The sequence below is a fragment of the Desulfofarcimen acetoxidans DSM 771 genome, from assembly GCF_000024205.1.
GTDB lineage: Bacteria > Bacillota > Desulfotomaculia > Desulfotomaculales > Desulfofarciminaceae > Desulfofarcimen > Desulfofarcimen acetoxidans.
This window is the reverse complement of sequence record NC_013216.1, coordinates 917,237-934,749: the sequence shown is the minus strand read 5'-3', so window position 1 is coordinate 934,749 and position 17,513 is coordinate 917,237. Positions and strand designations below refer to the sequence as shown.

The 17,513-nt window shown below is 41.0% G+C and carries 17 protein-coding genes and 1 CRISPR repeat array (1 of these 18 cut by a window edge); all 17 genes read right to left on the bottom strand.

The window, feature by feature from the left end:
• Window positions 1-1,224: direct repeats of the CRISPR family, unit length 30 nt; unit sequence ATTTACATTCCACTATGGCTAAATTAGATC; it reaches 3,232 nt to the left of the window's first position.
• A gap of 324 nt (window positions 1,225-1,548) precedes the next feature.
• The 17 genes from DTOX_RS24705 to trpE all read right to left on the bottom strand — a co-directional run bounded on the left by DTOX_RS24705 (window position 1,549) and on the right by trpE (window position 17,365).
• Window positions 1,549-2,052 carry an IS630 family transposase gene (locus tag DTOX_RS24705; RefSeq protein WP_278184569.1) on the bottom strand — a complete coding sequence of 168 codons (504 nt, stop codon included), beginning with the start codon at window positions 2,050-2,052 and terminating at the stop codon, window positions 1,549-1,551.
• A gap of 19 nt (window positions 2,053-2,071) precedes the next feature.
• Entirely contained in the window at window positions 2,072-2,599 is a 528-nt protein-coding gene (locus DTOX_RS24700) for an IS630 family transposase (protein ID WP_042315402.1), read from the bottom strand.
• Window positions 2,600-2,720: 121 nt separating this feature from the next.
• Window positions 2,721-2,999 (bottom strand): CRISPR-associated endonuclease Cas2, encoded by a 279-nt coding sequence (gene cas2, locus DTOX_RS04430; RefSeq protein ID WP_015756530.1) that lies wholly within the window; start codon window positions 2,997-2,999, stop codon window positions 2,721-2,723.
• A 2-nt stretch (window positions 3,000-3,001) separates the two neighbouring features.
• Window positions 3,002-3,994: a type I-B CRISPR-associated endonuclease Cas1b gene (cas1b, locus tag DTOX_RS04425; RefSeq protein WP_015756529.1), complete on the bottom strand. Its 993-nt coding sequence runs from the start codon at window positions 3,992-3,994 to the stop codon at window positions 3,002-3,004.
• 11 nt (window positions 3,995-4,005) lie between these two features.
• Complete coding sequence (gene cas4 / locus DTOX_RS04420) at window positions 4,006-4,494, bottom strand: CRISPR-associated protein Cas4 (protein ID WP_015756528.1); 489 nt, start codon at window positions 4,492-4,494, stop codon at window positions 4,006-4,008.
• A 29-nt stretch (window positions 4,495-4,523) separates the two neighbouring features.
• Window positions 4,524-6,758, bottom strand: a complete 2,235-nt coding sequence (locus DTOX_RS04415) for a CRISPR-associated helicase/endonuclease Cas3 (RefSeq protein WP_015756527.1) — start codon at window positions 6,756-6,758, stop codon at window positions 4,524-4,526.
• An 11-nt stretch (window positions 6,759-6,769) separates the two neighbouring features.
• Window positions 6,770-7,522, bottom strand: a complete 753-nt coding sequence (gene cas5b, locus DTOX_RS04410) for a type I-B CRISPR-associated protein Cas5b (protein WP_015756526.1) — start codon at window positions 7,520-7,522, stop codon at window positions 6,770-6,772.
• Window positions 7,509-8,381: a type I-B CRISPR-associated protein Cas7/Cst2/DevR gene (cas7i, locus tag DTOX_RS04405; protein ID WP_015756525.1), complete on the bottom strand. Its 873-nt coding sequence runs from the start codon at window positions 8,379-8,381 to the stop codon at window positions 7,509-7,511. Before cas7i ends, cas5b begins: the two co-directional genes overlap by 14 nt.
• Window positions 8,382-8,384: 3 nt before the next feature.
• Complete coding sequence (cas8a1, locus tag DTOX_RS04400) at window positions 8,385-10,076, bottom strand: type I-B CRISPR-associated protein Cas8b1/Cst1 (RefSeq protein WP_015756524.1); 1,692 nt, start codon at window positions 10,074-10,076, stop codon at window positions 8,385-8,387.
• Between the two features lie 12 nt (window positions 10,077-10,088).
• Window positions 10,089-10,823, bottom strand: a complete 735-nt coding sequence (cas6, locus tag DTOX_RS04395) for a CRISPR-associated endoribonuclease Cas6 (protein WP_042315396.1) — start codon at window positions 10,821-10,823, stop codon at window positions 10,089-10,091.
• A gap of 292 nt (window positions 10,824-11,115) precedes the next feature.
• Entirely contained in the window at window positions 11,116-11,940 is an 825-nt protein-coding gene (gene aroF, locus DTOX_RS04390; protein ID WP_015756522.1) for a 3-deoxy-7-phosphoheptulonate synthase, read from the bottom strand.
• On the bottom strand, window positions 11,927-12,745 hold the full coding sequence (gene trpA / locus DTOX_RS04385) for a tryptophan synthase subunit alpha (RefSeq protein ID WP_015756521.1): 819 nt from the start codon (window positions 12,743-12,745) through the stop codon (window positions 11,927-11,929). Before trpA ends, aroF begins: the two co-directional genes overlap by 14 nt.
• Entirely contained in the window at window positions 12,738-13,373 is a 636-nt protein-coding gene (locus DTOX_RS04380; protein WP_015756520.1) for a phosphoribosylanthranilate isomerase, read from the bottom strand. The genes trpA and DTOX_RS04380 overlap by 8 nt, the downstream gene beginning before the upstream one ends.
• A gap of 1 nt (window position 13,374) precedes the next feature.
• Window positions 13,375-14,190, bottom strand: a complete 816-nt coding sequence (gene trpC / locus DTOX_RS04375; protein WP_015756519.1) for an indole-3-glycerol phosphate synthase TrpC — start codon at window positions 14,188-14,190, stop codon at window positions 13,375-13,377.
• Entirely contained in the window at window positions 14,187-15,221 is a 1,035-nt protein-coding gene (gene trpD, locus DTOX_RS04370; protein ID WP_015756518.1) for an anthranilate phosphoribosyltransferase, read from the bottom strand. The genes trpC and trpD overlap by 4 nt, the downstream gene beginning before the upstream one ends.
• A gap of 19 nt (window positions 15,222-15,240) precedes the next feature.
• Window positions 15,241-15,846 (bottom strand): anthranilate synthase component II, encoded by a 606-nt coding sequence (locus tag DTOX_RS04365; protein ID WP_015756517.1) that lies wholly within the window; start codon window positions 15,844-15,846, stop codon window positions 15,241-15,243.
• 46 nt (window positions 15,847-15,892) lie between these two features.
• Window positions 15,893-17,365 carry an anthranilate synthase component I gene (gene trpE, locus DTOX_RS04360; RefSeq protein ID WP_042316699.1) on the bottom strand — a complete coding sequence of 491 codons (1,473 nt, stop codon included), beginning with the start codon at window positions 17,363-17,365 and terminating at the stop codon, window positions 15,893-15,895.
• Window positions 17,366-17,513: the final 148 nt, after the last annotated feature.

Below are 17,513 nucleotides of genomic sequence, written 5' to 3'. Positions count from 1 at the left end.
TTTACATTCCACTATGGCTAAATTAGATCACGCCGGGCGCAGGACTCGAACCCACATCAATGCTTACATTTACATTCCACTATGGCTAAATTAGATCACTTTTTATGGTTTTCAGCAGCAGTCCAGAAAAGTATCATTTACATTCCACTATGGCTAAATTAGATCTGTGTAATGAAATATATTTCCGGACCTTATACTCAATTTACATTCCACTATGGCTAAATTAGATCCCTGTTTTATGGCTGGTGGCTTCGCACTGACCTGGAAATTTACATTCCACTATGGCTAAATTAGATCCGCTTGACGGTTCTCCTTGCCCTTCGTCCATATTTAATTTACATTCCACTATGGCTAAATTAGATCACGAGCGGGCCGGGAAGCCCGCGAGGAGAGGTACTTGATTTACATTCCACTATGGCTAAATTAGATCAGTTATATTCCTCGTATAGAGCGTTCCAATTATACTTATTTACATTCCACTATGGCTAAATTAGATCGTATCGTGCTAAGTCAGGTAGAGGCTGCACTAAATACATTTACATTCCACTATGGCTAAATTAGATCTGAACAAATCGCCAAAGGTGCTTTATTCTCTGAAGTATTTACATTCCACTATGGCTAAATTAGATCACAGTTGTCGGAACAGTTGAATCATACGTAGAATTAGGATTTACATTCCACTATGGCTAAATTAGATCTTACGAGTTGTCGGGGTATATATAGGAGGTGCAAAAATTTACATTCCACTATGGCTAAATTAGATCGCCGCTGACATGAACCGTGTTATTAGTGTCAATACTATTTACATTCCACTATGGCTAAATTAGATCCCTGACGAAGCTGCCGAATTGTTACGCATTAGTCGCATTTACATTCCACTATGGCTAAATTAGATCACGCAGCAGGCTGCCACATCGGCCCCGGAATATAGGATTTACATTCCACTATGGCTAAATTAGATCTTGATCTGCTGTTGCTGCAGGACTTAGCAGTTCGGGATTTACATTCCACTATGGCTAAATTAGATCGCTATGCGCGAGTCTCTTGAAAGCATTATGGACGATTTACATTCCACTATGGCTAAATTAGATCCGTCTATGTTCTACAAATAGATATTGACGGAACCAATTTACATTCCACTATGGCTAAATTAGATCTTGAAATAGTGGGGCATAGAGGTGTATATAAAAGTGCATTTACATTCCACTATGGCTAAATTAGATCACCCCTCAAGGTTGGTGTGCTTAAATATTAAACACGAAAAGATAATTATTGTCGATTGCTATTCACATGAGTTTATTCTACACCTAATTTTATAAAATCTGAAGCAATATATTCTAAAAAGCACCGTAACTTAAGCTCTTGTCTATCTATATGGTATTTTGCACTAACAGAGATCGACAGATTTTTTTTCTGAACAAATAATATCTTTAGTATTATCCTATTTGTTAGTAAAATAATTAGATTCCTCCGTTAGAATTCATCAAATCCTATATTTCAGCTTATTGTAAATATATATAGAACCGAAATAATAAATATCGTTATAAATTAAACGCAAAGTCTCTTTTTCACATCTTCCGAACAGCATTTGATTTCCTCTAAAAACGAGTCAACAGATTTTTGAATTTCTGAAGCATTTTTATGAAAGCGATTATAAATAGCTGTATTTTTTAACCATTTCCATAACTCTTCTATGCAATTCAGATTGGGTGAGTAGGGTGGAAGAAATTTCAAAAATAGATGATCCTTATGCTCGTCTAAAAAGTCTTTAAGTAATTTTGCATGATGAACTCTTGCATTATCAAGAACAATGTAAATTTTAGAAATGTCATCTTTTAAAAAATGTGATACCAATTTTTTAAGAAAATCTTTGAATTTTTCTGCATCGATTTTGTCATAATTTACACAAAAAACTTTACCCGTATGGTAGTTTAAAGCACCGTATAATGTAACTTTTGCATGGTGTCCATAGGTCTTAATCTTTTTTTGCTCACCTTTTGGGAACCATGCTCGTTGTAAACCTTGATAGTCCCTAATATGAGATGCATCCACATATAGGAGTATTTCACATTCAGTGAGATTTTTTTAACTCTTCCAGCTCATCTTGAAAAGCTTTTTGTTTTTCCGGATCAGCTTTGGCTAATACATAAGTGGGACGATTATAACGAAAATCCATCTTAAGAAGCATGCGCCAAACACCATCTGATGTATATTTAACGCCGTATGTATCATGAATGTAAGCAGCGAGGGTTTTACAATTCCAAGTAGTATGGGTACTAAAACCAACCTCTGATGGTGATTGTTTCAGTACCTCTTTGACCTCTTCTTTTTGTTCACTGGTTAGCCTTGGCGGTCTTCCCGGTTTTTTTGATACATGAAGCAGTTTTTCAACTCCACCTTCATTAAAGTAAGCAACGTATTTTCTTATGGTTTGTTCACTTATATCAAGATATTCGGCAATCTGCTTTGCTTGTCTCCCTTTCATGACAAGAATAACAGCTTGAACTCTGCATCTTAGTTTATATGGTGTTTCTCTTTTTATCTTATTCAAATCCTCAATGGTTAAATTTTGTGGATTGTTTAAATGCAATTTCCTCATGGTAATAATACCCCTCCTCACACTTGATTCTATTTTACAGGATAGGAGTAAAAATTACCATTACTTTATTAATCGTTTCTATATAGCAATAATTTATTGCAATTTTTTAAATGTATTGTAACTAAAAGAAATTTGATGTTTTATCATCTTCTTTTCCCCAAAATTCTTTTTGAAGCCAACGCTCTTCTCTACTTTTAAATACTAATACCGAATCCCTATCCTTTCTAATAAACTTGTCTAGCTCTATTCGTAACTTTTGCAGCAAGGATGGTGTAATATCGCCCTCAAATACTGATTTTTGTATATGAGTAAGATACTTTTTACAGGTTTTGAAAACTCTTCTTGATGCTTTCGCTCCACCCTCATCCATCTCGATATCGTATACTAATATAATGTACATAATCACCACCAAATTGTAAATCCTTCATATTTTTTATCACTCATTAGATGCTTAATTAGTTTATAACACTCAAGCCGGATTAAATATCGATAAGATACGTTTTTATTTAGAACCTTATGCCGAATAGTACGCTTCAAATCTTCGTCATACTTCTGAAGCAACCGCTTACGTCCATTATCCTTCAAATAGCAGAAATTAGATTGGCTTTCAAAGTCCTTTTCAGTGAGCATATTCTTGTTCAGCATAGAAAAAATTAACCGATCACCTATTAGCGGTTTGAAGATTTCTGAAATATCCAAACATAAAGAAAATCTTCTTTCCCCAGCACTATGGAGATAGCTTACAGTTGGATGTAACTGAGTCTTATATATTTCCGTCAAACAGGTTGCATATATCAGTGAATTTACAAAGGATATGAGCGCATTAATCATGTTATCGGGCGGGCGTTTCACCCTCTTTTCAAAATCAACCTCTTGATTGATAATATCTTTCCAGCTATTATAATAGGCTTGCCTAATACATCCCTCTATTCCCATTAATTCATTAATGTCCTCTGTCCGGGGAATAACCTTCCTTAATCCTTTGATTTCTGTCATGCATGCCTGCAGATCTCTGCCTCTCTCACTGTAATAACGTAAGTTCCGCAAAATATTATAACTAGCCGCTTCAATAAATGCCTTGGCTATTTCCAGCCGCTTATACTTATCCGTATAATGGTTGACCTGTTCGATAAGCAGCTTACCCGAAACATTTTTTTCCTTAGGATAAAAGCTGCCTGTATATGAGCCATAATAATTGAATATGTGAATTGGGATGGATAATTGACCCGCATAATTCAAACACTTTGTATTTAAATCAACCTCCCCAAACAGATAAATATCTTGTGTCATCTCCACCTTAATATCCTTGTATCGCCCATCCGAAGCAGTAATCCTAAGCACGTTATCCTTTCTTTGCAACTCTCCATTTGAAAATAAGTAGAAACTTTCAGCCATGTCATATCTCCTCAAATATAGCAGTATTCATAGTAAGCACAGCTTTTACAAATTTTAGATTCAATGGGTGGGGGCATTTTTTCTTGTAGGAGGATTTTTTCTATGCTTATAAGTATCTCCTCAATTTTTTCCGAATCACCCTCTTGTAAGACAACCTCTCTGCGCTTTTTTATTTTAGGGTAATCAAGAATTCCCTTTTCGATTTTTATCCCCCTTTGATTCAGGAAATACAAATAGTATTTTACCTGCCAAATAGAGGCTTCCTCAATACTTCTGCTCTTTTTAATCTCATGAAGCACTTGCCAATCCTTAATAAAATCAACATTGACGGTTTGGTCAATCATAATATGTTTATGTTCTCTGCCATATGCACTTTCATCAATTAACTTGCCTAATATCACCTTTTCGCTTTCATTCTCATAGTTGATATAATTGTAAAAGCACCATAACTTCCGGTGACAAACAAAATAATAATAGAACATGGTTCCGGTAATATGCACATAATCGTCCCCTTGTGTTTATGTCCTTTTTAAAACGAATGTGATGAAAAGTCTTCGCCCCCTGTCTTCATGTCCGGCTTAATAATTCCCTCCTGACTGTTATATTCGCACTCAGCAATAGACAATTGTTCATATGCGTTAATATATATTTTTTTAAGTATTATTTTTTGAGCCAAATAAAAGGGGATATCTACGGTTTGCTCAGCGATAATACGTCTTGCACTTGCCCTGTGCACCCTCGCTTCACTTTTATCAACGCCACTATAATCTGCTTTCAGTATATTTATAGCCTCATTGATTTCTACTGGATACTTATTATAAACGCCACGTGGGATAACACTTACCGTATCAATACTGCGAAACTTGTTATTTACATCTGTTTTGCTAAACTCATATTCATTAATGCTTTTTACATAATCAATATTTTCTTTAATGTTACGATAATAATCAGACAGTTTTTCCTTTGTGTAAAGTTCCTCAACCATAGCAATTTTTTGCCCTTCAGTAATAATTCCATCAATACCTACAAGGGACTCCTTTGAACAATTATGAACTTTTTTATCAATAAACGCTCCCACACCGCTGCATCGTTTATTGCCACCGGTAAATACAAAGCAGTTATATTCCATGTCTAAAATCCTATTTCTATAACACCTTCCCATACGTTGGAATAAGCCGTTTAGGTCGGATAGTTCAGTAAACAACAGATCAAAATCAATATCCAGAGATGCCTCTACAATTTGTGTAGCAACCCAAATACCGCACTGAGTATTTTCCCTTTTCCCCATTTCCATTATATGACTTTCTTTGATAGATCGATCTTCTTTTGTAAAGTGACTATGCAGGAGCCAAACCTGCTGCTTACCCGCCACTTGAGCAAGTTGATGATATAATTTAAGCGCACTTTTAATAGTGTTGCAGATAACAAGAATTTTCTTACCGCCATATTGCTTACTAATATCCACAATATCCTTAGAGTTAATATCCTCGTCCAGTACCTTTAGACTATGGCGGATTATATCATTTGTGAATATTTGGGCCGGTTCAAATATAATATCCTGTTCCCGCAGCAGGTCTAAAAATAAAGTCGGCAATGTTGCTGTCAAAATGGCAAATTTCCCCTCCATACGGGTGATATAGTGCAATCCGAGCACAAGATAGGCTATTAATTCGGGAGAATACATCTGCACTTCATCAATGATAACCTTGGAATAAGATAATGTCGCCAGTTTCTGCTCAAAACCCCTGTAGCGAAAAACAAAATTAAATAGCTGGTCTAAGGTACAGATGGTCAAGGGCAGGGACAACTGTCTTGTTTTTGTATAATAGGTATCAAGGGATATACTCTCATCCTTTTCTCCTTGTTCAAGATATTTGATATAAGTATCCGAATGAAGCAACCCCACCCTCTCATCCATTTTCTCACGAACTATTTTTTCTGATATCCGCTTGTAAATAGCATTGATAGCACTTTTAAGGGGCAAAGTGAAAAAGCCCTTGGCGTTGCCTAGCCATAAAAGTCCCGCTTCTGTTTTACCCATACCGGTTTGTGCAATTACAATGAGGTTTTTGTCAGGCTTGTTTCTCATATATATCTGCAAATCATTCCAATTGGTATTCTCGTCCACTTCTTGCCAACTACACATTAACTCATCCATTGAAGCAGATAAGAAATCGTTTGGAGTCTCCACCGGAATACCTGCACTGGCGGCATAATCCATGCGGTTAAGCAGTCCCTCCAGCATAATGAATTCAAAAAACAGATCTTTGTCACGTTCCTCATAAAATCTCTTGTTTACACTAAAATAACGCTGGTTAATTTCAGTCGCTATCTTCAATTTTTCTGGAAGCTTATCATATTCAAAGCTTGCAAAATTAGGATACAAGCCTGCAAACTCTTTTTCAATCTCTTCATTTTGGAATGGCATTTTCCGGTCGTGATGATAGGCAACAGCTTGATATAAAAGTTTAATCGCATTTCTGTCATACCCCATATTCTTGAGAGCTTTGTGATCAATCATGGCCAGGCTCAAAAGACCATGGGGTATTTCACCCGGGTGATGTTTAATCCCTTTAATACGATCCTGAAATTTAAAATGCAGCTTACCTAAATCGTGATAGACACAAGCCCAATGCAGCAGACCCCAATCTACTTTTAGATTGGGGTATAATTCTTTTAATAAATTCACATTCTTTAACAGGTTGTCTGTATGGGTTTGTATATCCTCCTTAGGTGCTGATTTTGCTAATGCATTTTCATCCAAAGAAAAACCTCCTATACCATAAAGGCCACAAAATTATCCTCATCAATCATAAAGGTTTCCTCGGCCAAAGCCGTTACACTGGCATACACTACATCGACTTTATTCCACCGTCTAAAGAGTTTCGGAACTTTCTTACTGCCATAGTTTACTAGTTCATAATTTTTGGTTAGCTTGTATCTTGTACCTGTATAGGTTACTCCCGTTACATTATTTGTCAAATTAACTCTTTCATCCCGCACCATCTCATATGGGATATAGGCATAATAGCCGTCAAGAGACTTTATCTGTTGCTCCAATTCTGTTTCGGTTAAGGTAACCAGCTTCACTTCCTCTATAGTTAGAATGTCCTCCCTGCGCCCAAGTGAAGGGTATTCCCTCGGTCGTATAAAAGCATCATAGATTTCATCCACCAGTGTTTGATCCTCAGGGGCAATGTGGATCAGCAGTTCCACATCCACGAGGAGTTCTGCCGTGGCAACCCCTTGACAAATACCATATTCGCCCACTTGAATTTGATGTCTGGCTAACTCGTATTTCATAGCGTTTTTAAATTCATAACGGGTATACAAATCATTGACTTTGGAAAAGTATTTTCCCTGCACACTTACCTTCATGGACTTATATTCTTCATAGCCACAAAGGCTGTGTACCATGCCGATAATAGTCGAATACGGAGGCAAGGGATAAGTTTCCTTTAGTTGAAAGCTGGTGGGCTTTTTGTAGTTAACCATATCCTGCCATAAGCGTAATCTAATTGCTTTCATAATACATATCCACCTTTTGCTTCAATAAGGTGAAAAACTCAGGCATTGACAATGCGTGAAGCTGTTCTTTCAACTCGTTTGTGTTGTCAAAGCTTCTATCTACTACCCCACAAAAGGTGTCAGGCTTGATGCTGTCGTATAAAACGCCTTTAATCTCGGCTACGTCAATGCAATTGTTCTTAGCATTTACAACATTTTGAAATACAGGATTTTTAATATCATAAACACCACCGATAGCAAAAAGCGGTTTTAAATCCTCCCTGCGGCCGCGAATATCCCTATACAGGAAAGCAACCGTGTCCAGTAAACGCTTCACCCTGCGGGCACGCTCTCCATTTTCAAGGATAATGCCATATTCCTTATCCTCACCTATTTGCTCTAAATCTGCAGCAATAGTATATCGATAATAAGAACGGTGGATTTCTGCCTGGGCTATATTCATATTTTCCTTAATTTTATCCGCCTGACCTTTATTAGTTAGAAAGTCCAGATCTCCTTTAAAACTTTCTAAGGAAATGGCATTGGAAAGACGCACTTTAGCACTGCGCTTTTTCCCAGCAGTACCTTTTTCGGTTTTCAAATAGCCAAAAAAATCAATCTCAGGATACTTATCAATAGTTGCTTCCTCGCTAAACTGTACAACTTTTTTATCGCCACTACCTTCCGCCTTTACCGGGGCTAGGTCCTCTCCCAATTGCTCAGTTATGTTATAGCGCAGGGCTTGCCTGGAAATATAGGTGTACTGATCTCCCTGTCCCCTGGAAATTTTCTTAAGTGAGGCAACATTACCAACACTTTCACCATAATTGGCACTCTCCGCCTGAAATATAATAGTTATGGTTAGTCCTTTTATTTTCATAAGTTATTCCCCCTCAGCCTTTTTCTCCTTATTACCGCTTCCGTCTTGCCCGTCTATCAGTCCTGACACAAAGGCATAGCCCATTGTACTAAAGTCCTTTCCCCTACCCAAAGCATCTGTAATAACCTTTGGAACTTGACTATTCACATAAAGATAACAATTAAGTGTCACATCCATAAACATGTTTTCATTAGTGGTTTTCAGTGCGTTGAGCAGCCGGTAACAAATTCCTGCCAGCTTATGATTCGAATCTTTATTGAAATATTTATTGCGCAGCGACTCTCCCGCTTCTCTTGATTTTTTAACTAGATAGGTATTATCCATCTTCATCCCTCCCAAACGACTACATATTAATTGGTTGATTATTAACACATTTCTAACATGCGACCCGTTAAAATAGCATTTTGATGCATCGGAAAGCTTGCCGTACAGCATTTTGTGTATAAGAGTAAACAAGTTTTGATTATTGAAAATTCGTCCAATGACCTCATCGTAAACATTGATATTTCTGCCGTTTTCAATAAAATTCACTCTTATCAGACTGTCTAATTCTTTCTTAGAATTTACTATTATCTGCAACATTGGTTTGGCCAAAATGTTAAAGCGGTAGCTTTCATTCTCATAACGCACTACCTGTACATCAGCAAGCTCATATTTGGCAGAGTCATTTTCCTGCTCATGCAATACACTAACTAATGCATGGTATATAGGGCGCATACTACCATCTTGTGAACGCAATATTCTGCTTTTGATTTTATTATTTATCCGTACGGCATCTTTTAGTTTGATAGTTTGATTGATATAAATCCCCCTGTTGTAAGTGTAGATAATCCCCGCAGGCAAACAGGAGTATATTAATTTACACAGAGGGCAAATGGTTATGTCATTTTGAAAGTTCCATACATGAGAAGACTTTCTTGCAACATCAAAGCCCGTTGCATTCAGGAAACTTAAATCATTGCTCATATCCTTTATTGGAGCATCGCAGACAAAGCAATTATATTTATATTTGCCTTTTTCACTTTGTAGATAACCGGTAGCCGTATCAACAAAATAGCTTTTGTAATCAGAATAGATATTCTTTTCCTTTGTCTGTGAATTAAGAAAACTCACACCATTCCAGGCATTATTAATAATATTGTAAATGGCATTTTTAGCACCGATGTACCTTCTTCCTTCAGAACTTGCACAGTAATTAATAATCTGCTGCAAAAGGAGAAATCTTCGCTTAACTTCATTAACAATTTCGGACTTGTCCACATCAAATCTCTGTTGATTTTTCGGCTCTTTAATGGTGATAAGCTGTTTTTCAAAGGAAAGCAGTTCAACTTCTGAATCTATCAACTCATATGCCGCCTTATAGCTATTACTTTTGATGTAGCGCTTTACATCTTTTATATATACATTCAAAAATTCTAAAGCCTTTAGGTCAAATTCCTCAAAATTGTTTTCTTCGTATGTGTTAAGCCTGTCCTGAAAGTTAACAATTTTGTACCATGATAGAGTTTTTTCATAGGTGTTGATAAAATATGCAAAATATTTGTTTTCAAACCCATCAAGAGCTTCCGGCCAAAATTCAACCGTATCCGCTTCAATATGGCAAACATTTTCCTCCCCCACAATGTTAATGAAGCCGATAACGGATGCATTCCACTGCCAATCACCAAGTGTAAGGCGTATTTTATCACTTTTCATTCTCATCCCTCCTCACACTATATCAAGGCAGCCGAAACCCAAGGACCGCCGGCTGCCAATTCCTGCCTTATAAATATATTCCAACAAATACCTTTCCCCCTCTAAAATGAAATTTCCGATAGTGCAGGGTATATAAATGTCATAATTTCTTACCACCGTTTTTCTCAGCTTAATGGGCTTGATTTGCAGTTCATTAATATCGCTGCTAACATCCCGGCCAAACTTGTTTTTCAGTTCTGCCTTTAGGTTTCGCTTCCAAATAATTTCAAATTCACTATCTTCATAGGTATAGTACCAATCCTTTTTCATTTCTTTATTGTCGTGGTCCCTAATAACTATTGGTGAGAGAATTCTAAAGAGTGCGGTATTAGCGGTAATAGGTCGCTCCTGAACATTGTTAATTGACAGAGTGCGCAGCTTATTATCGCAATCCGCCAGGGGGAACCACTTATTGCGACGAGCCATTAAAGCATTGATCAGGTGTACCCCCATTAAAATATCAGGAGTCGTAAACCAGGCAGTAAAGCGTTTGCTACGCAGGATGATCTCCTCCTTACCTATTTCCACCTCCGGTAAAAAATAAATACTAAAACAAAAGGATTTGGGTGAACTGCCCATTTCGTAGAGTTCCGTGTATAATTCCTGATTGTAATCTTCAAAAGCACTTTTAATATAAGATAAAAATTTTCTTCTGTAATCAATTGGCAGTTCCATAGATCCGGTTTCTATATCAACTTTAATTCGCATCTTCACACCTACCTCTAAAATTATTGATACCAAACTCAAAATTCCAGGATGGTTAGATTAATAATAAAAATTAACAATATTTACATTACATTATGTCTTAGATTAAATACAGATTATTTAAACCTATTGTTAATTTTTATTATAATAATATATCAATCTCAATATGTCAATGCTATTTCATTAGGAAATTCATAATTTTTAACTTATTAGGTAATAGCACAAACAATATAATATAAAACCGCCTCAAATAAAAAAACCGCGGCACCAGTTAAACTGATACCACGGTCCATTATTAAGCAGATACTTTTTTATCAAACAATAACCGAAAATTGCGCAACCCGTTCATCATATCCTTAAACTCCTGCGGCCTTAATGACTGGGCGCCGTCCGACAGAGCTTTTGACGGATCAGGGTGAACCTCAATCATTATGCCATCCGCGCCTGCCGCCAGGGCTGCTGTGGCTACCGGGCCTACTAACTCCCTGCGGCCTGTTCCGTGGCTGGGATCGGCAATCAGAGGCAGGTGGGAGAGATGCTTAATAGCCGGTATAGCGTTTATATCAAAGGTATTGCGGGTATAGGTTTCAAAGCTGCGAATGCCACGTTCGCATAATATCACCTGCTTGTTGCCGTTCATCAATATATACTCGGCAGCCAGCAGCCATTCCTCCAGCGTAGAGGATAAACCGCGTTTTAACATTACCGGTTTATCGGTTTTGCCTGCTTCCCTCAAGAGCGGAGTATTCTGCATGTTGCGGCTGCCGATTTGGATAATATCCGCATAACGGCAAACTAGATCCATTTGCCGTATATCCATAACTTCCGTTATTACCGGCAGTCCCGAGGCTTCTCTGGCCTCAGCCAATATTTTCAAACCTTCCAAACCCAAACCCTGAAAATCATAAGGGGATGTTCTCGGCTTAAAAGCGCCGCCGCGCAAAACATTAACGCCCATTTCTTTAATCTGTACAGACAGACCGACTAACTGTTCCCGGTTTTCCACCGAACAGGGGCCGGCAATGACAACCACCGTACCGTCACCTATGCTGACATCCCCTACTTTTACAACCGTAGAATCTTTCTGGTGCTCCCTGCTGTAAAGCTTACACTGCGGCAACTGCCTCACCCTCCTTCCGGCTGATGGCAGCTTTCAACTCGCGAACTTTTCCGGCCAGTATTTCCGCCAGTTCAGCGGAAGCAGCATTAGCTTCAATCAAGTTGACCAGGGCACTGCCCACAATAACCGCATCGCAATAGGCAGCCATTTCAGCCGCCTGAGCCGGTCCGGAAATGCCAAAACCCACTGCTACGGATAGCTCCGTATACTTTTTAACACGGCTGATAAAATTGGCTATGTCAGTCTTGATAGATTTGCGCACCCCGGTAACACCCAGAGAAGATACACAATAAATAAACCCGCCTGCTTCGGCTGTGATTTTCTTAATTCTCTCTTCCGGACTGTTGGGAGCTACTAGGGGAATCAAGTCAATACCCTTTTCTCTGGCCGGTTTTGCCAGAGGTCCTGATTCCTCCAGGGGCACATCCGGCATGATCAGGCCGTTCACTCCCGCCTCTGCCGCCTCGGCGACAAATTTATCTATACCAAACCTGAAAACCGGGTTGTAATAAGTCATAAGCACCAGCGGTATATCAGATTTTTGCCTGATTTCCCTGACCGAATCAAGAATACCGGCCAGATTGGTACCCCCGGCCAGGGAACGCAAAGAGGCTTTTTGAATAGCCGGTCCGTCAGCTACCGGATCGGTAAAAGGCACTCCCAGTTCAATCACATCAGCGCCCGCTTCCGCCATAGACAGAACCAGCTTAACTGTAGTTGGCAGATCGGGGTCCCCTGCCGTAACAAAGGGAATCAACGCTTTCTCACCGTTTTTTCTCAGCTCAGCTAATCTCTTCTCAATCATTTATATGGACTCCTTTCGCCTGTTTAATAAAGGTTTTTATTTTTTCTACATCTTTTACACCGTCAGTCTCCACACCGCTGGAAACATCCACGGCAAAGGGCTTTACAGTCTCGACTGCCATCGCCACGTTTTCCGTATTTAAGCCGCCGGAAAGTATCACCGGTGCCGGAAAAGTGAAGCTCTTTAAAATCCGCCAGTCAAAAACCTCACCTGTCCCACCGGGCATACCCTTCTTATAGGTGTCAAACAAATAAGCATCTGCCGCTGATTTAAGCACACCGCTTACCGACTCCTCACCCTTGACCCGGCAGGAAAGAATAACTTTAACCGTCCGGTGCAGTAAAGCCTTGTACTCAGCCAGGTCTTCTTCACCGTGCAGCTGCACAGAGTCCAACCCGCAGTAGTTAACAATATCCAACACTTCTTGCGGGGAGGAATCAACAAAAACACCTGCCCGGCTGATAAAAGGAGGTACTGTGGCAATGATTTGTCTGGCCCTTTCCGCAGTTACACGGCGCCTGCTCTGAGCAAAGACAAAGCCCAGTGCATCGGCTCCGGCGGCTACTGCCGCCCCTGCTATTTCCTCGCTCATTATGCCGCAGATTTTAACCCGCACTGTTCCAGGCATTTTATGCACCCCTCAGTTCTCTTACAGCAGCACCTACATCAGGATGAACCATAAAGCTCTCTCCTACCAGAACGGCGTCCACACCCGCTGATTTCAAGGTCAGTATGTCAGCATAAGTTTTAATACCGCTTTCACTGACCACTACAATCTCCGGAACCGTAATTTTTTCTCTCATACGCAGGGTGTGATTGATATCGGTTTGAAAAGTCTCCAGATTGCGGTTATTTATACCCACGATCCTGACCCCCGCTTCCAGAACCGCAGTCAATTCCGCTTCTCCATGGATTTCTACCAGGGCATCCAAACCCAGTTCTTTTGCCAGAGCATAAAATCTTTTTAAGGTTTTAGGGTGAAGTACCCTGGCTATTAAAAGAACGGAGTAAGCACCCAGAACAGCCGCTTCATATATTTGATACTCATCTATAATAAAGTCTTTTCTCAGCAGAGGCAAGTGTGTTATCTCCGCACCGAGCTTTAAGTATTGAGAACTGCCGCCGAAAAACTTTTCGTCAGTCAAAATTGACAGGGCTGAAGCTCCTGCGTCAGTATAGGATTTGATTATCTCTGCCGGGTTGAAATCAGCTCTTAACAACCCCCTGGAAGGAGACTTTCTTTTAACCTCGGCAATGATAGACATTTCACCCGGCTTTTTCAGCGCCCGATAAAAAGACTTGGCTTTAGCCCGCTTTTTTGCTGCTGCAGATATTTTTTCCGCTCCCGCCTGCATTTCAGCCGGAGTAATTCTCTCTTTTTGACTCTTCAATTCAAAAATTTTGTGCTCTATAATCTCTTTCAGGATACCCCGAAGTTCTCTCATAAACCTGCCACCAGCTTCTTTTTATACTGTGATGTAAACTCCACCAGTTCGATTAATTTTTTCAAAGCATAACCATTGTCTATACTCTTATTCGCCAGGTCTACCCCGGCAGCAAAATCTTCCGCATAGCCTGCCGCCATGAAACCAAGGGCGGCATTTAACACTACCGCATCCCGACGAGGGCCTCTTTCCCCGGACAGCACACTGGTTGTAATAGCAGCGTTTTCCTCCGGCGTTCCCCCTGCCAATTGGCTGACTTTAGCCGGTCTGAAGCCGTAGTCCGCAGGATCAATTTGATAGGAAACAACCTGTCCGTCCTTTACCTCACTGACCTCTGTCAACCCGGCCGGGGACATTTCATCAAGACCTCCCGCCCCGTGAACTACAAATGCTCTGAAAACTCCCAGCCTGGCCAGAACACTGGCCATAATTTCTGTCAAATCCTTGCTGTATACTCCCAGCACATGCGCTTTGGCACCCGCCGGGTTAGTCAATGGACCGAGAACGTTGAATACTGTACGAAAGCCTAATTCACGACGCGGTCCGATAGCATGCTTCATGGCCTTATGCAGGGCGGGTGCGAATAAAAAGCCTATACCGACCTTATTAAGGCAATCAGTAATTTCCTGAGGCTCCAGTTCCAGGTTAACACCCAGTTTCTCTAACACATCAGCACTGCCGCACTTGCTTGTAGCAGCCCGGTTGCCGTGTTTGGCTATCTTAACACCGGCGCCGGCCAGCACCAGGGCAGCCGTGGTAGAAATATTAAAAGTATTGGAACCGTCACCACCGGTACCACAGGTATCCAACAGCATGGGAAAATCGGCTTCCACTACAGTCGCCTTTTGCCTCATCACTCTGGCAAAGCCGGTTATCTCATCCACAGTCTCGCCTTTTAAACGCAGTGCTGTCAAGAGCGCGGCTATTTGAGCCGGAGTTGCCTCTCCTTCCATAATCAGGTTCATAGCATAACTGGACTCTTCCTCAGTCAGAGGCTCTCCGGCAATCACTTTCTCTAAAATAGCTTTCACTAAGCTCTCCTCCCCTCAGCTAAACAACCTTTTCTATGATGCGGTACTCTTTATGTTTCTGAACCATATTTAAAAAATTGGCCAGCATATCCATGCCATATTCCGAAAGCATTGATTCAGGATGGAACTGAACTCCTTCCACCGGGTATACTTTATGTCTTAGCCCCATAATCTCTCCCTGCTCCGTCCAGGCAGTAATCTCCAGGCAATCAGGCAGCGATTCTTTTTCCACCAAAAGCGAGTGGTAGCGCACCGCAGTAAAGGGAGTAGGCACTTGATTAAATATTGTCTCCCCATCATGAACCACAGCAGAGGTCTTGCCATGCATCAGCCTGGCCGCCCGCACAACCCGGCCGCCAAAAGCCTGCCCGATAACCTGGTGCCCCAGGCAAACACCCAAAATGGGCAGACGGCCGGAAAAGTTTTTCACCAATTCCAGAGAGATACCGGCACTGTCCGGGTTCCCCGGACCGGGGGAGATGACTATGCCTTCCGGTTTCATAGATTTTACTTCCGTCAGAGTTATTTTATCGTTGCGCACTACTGTAACCCGTTCACCCAGTTTGGCAAAATACTGCACCAGGTTATAGGTAAAGGAGTCATAATTGTCAATCATTAAAATCATTCGGCTCACCTCGGCTCATTATTCCTAACTCATCTTTTCTCGTAAACTAATAACCCAACACCCGCAAAAGGGCTCCGGCTTTGTTTTGCGTTTCCACATACTCTTTTTCCGGTTCTGAATCGGCAACAATACCAGCCCCTGCCTGCACATAGCATTTGCCTTTATTTACAACAATTGTTCTGATGGCAATAGCCGTATCCATAGTGTTATTAAAGCCGATATAGCCGACAGCGCCGGCATAGATACCGCGCCGCATCGGTTCCAACTCCTCTATAATACTCATGGCTCTGATTTTAGGCGCCCCGCTGACTGTGCCGGCAGGAAAACAGGCCATTAAGGCATCCAAAGGTGTTTTTTCCGGCAAAAGCCTCCCCTGAACGGTAGATACTATATGCATTACGTGAGAAAACTTTTCTATTTCCATAAAACGGGCCACCTCAACCGTACCGGGCAAACTGACTCTGCCTATGTCATTGCGTCCCAGATCCACCAGCATCAGGTGTTCCGCCCGCTCCTTCTCGTCAGCCAATAAATCTTTAGCTAGTTCACTGTCCTGAGCACCGTTCTTGCCTCTCGGTCTGGTTCCGGCAATGGGATGAGTGAGGACCTGGCCGTTATGCACCTTAACCAACATCTCAGGCGAAGACCCTACCACCACAGGATCACCGAAATCCATAAAGTACATATAAGGCGAAGGGTTTAAACGACGCAGCTTTCTAAAGATACTGAAAGGCTCCTCCCTCTGCGGCGTTGAATAGCGGCGGGATAAAACAACTTGAATGATATCCCCGGCTCTGATATATTCCAGAGCCTGTTCTACCATCTCCATAAATAATTCTTTGCCCGGCTCAGATACTATCTCCTCAAGACCGGCGGCGGGTGACCGCTTTTCCTGCTCGAAATTATCCCCCGGTAAAACCAGCGGTTTCTGCAAATCCTGCTTCACAGCCTTAATTAGCTCCAGAGACTGCTCATATGACTGTGCCGGGTCATCACCTACCGGAACATTGGCTACAATTTTCATACTGCGGCAAACATGGTCGTAGCATAAAATCACCGAAGGAAAAAACATCATACACAAAGGCAATGAATCGTCTTCCGGCAACAGCTCAGGCAACTCCTCGACGGAACGCACAACATCATAGCCTATATAGCCAACCGCCCCGCCGGAAAATTCGATCAGTTCAGGAAAGGAAGGAATTCTATAACTGTCCATCAGGCCCTGCAACACCTTATGGGGTGAACCAACAACAGCTTTTTTCAATCCGCCGGGATAGGTCAGTTCACCTTCCGTATTAGATCCCCTGTAAGTCAAAAAGGGCTTCAGGCAGATAAAGGAGTGCCTCCCCACATTCTCCCCACCGTTTACGCTTTCCAGCAGGCAGCCATGGCCATCACCGACTGTCTTTAAATAAACCGTGTTGGGCGTTTCAGTATCCGCTTCACAATCTGTATATACAGGTATCAGGTTATAATCAGCACTCAGTCTGAGATATTCCTCGTAACCAGGTTTTATCATAATATACAATCACTTCCATCCAGCGCAAAATAAAAAACCGTACTCAAATGAGAGACGGCTGTATACTGACAGATATACCGTACTCATCTCAGCTCTACTCATGAAACTCACTCAACTTTACTCTTCTCAACTAAAAAACACTTGGAAT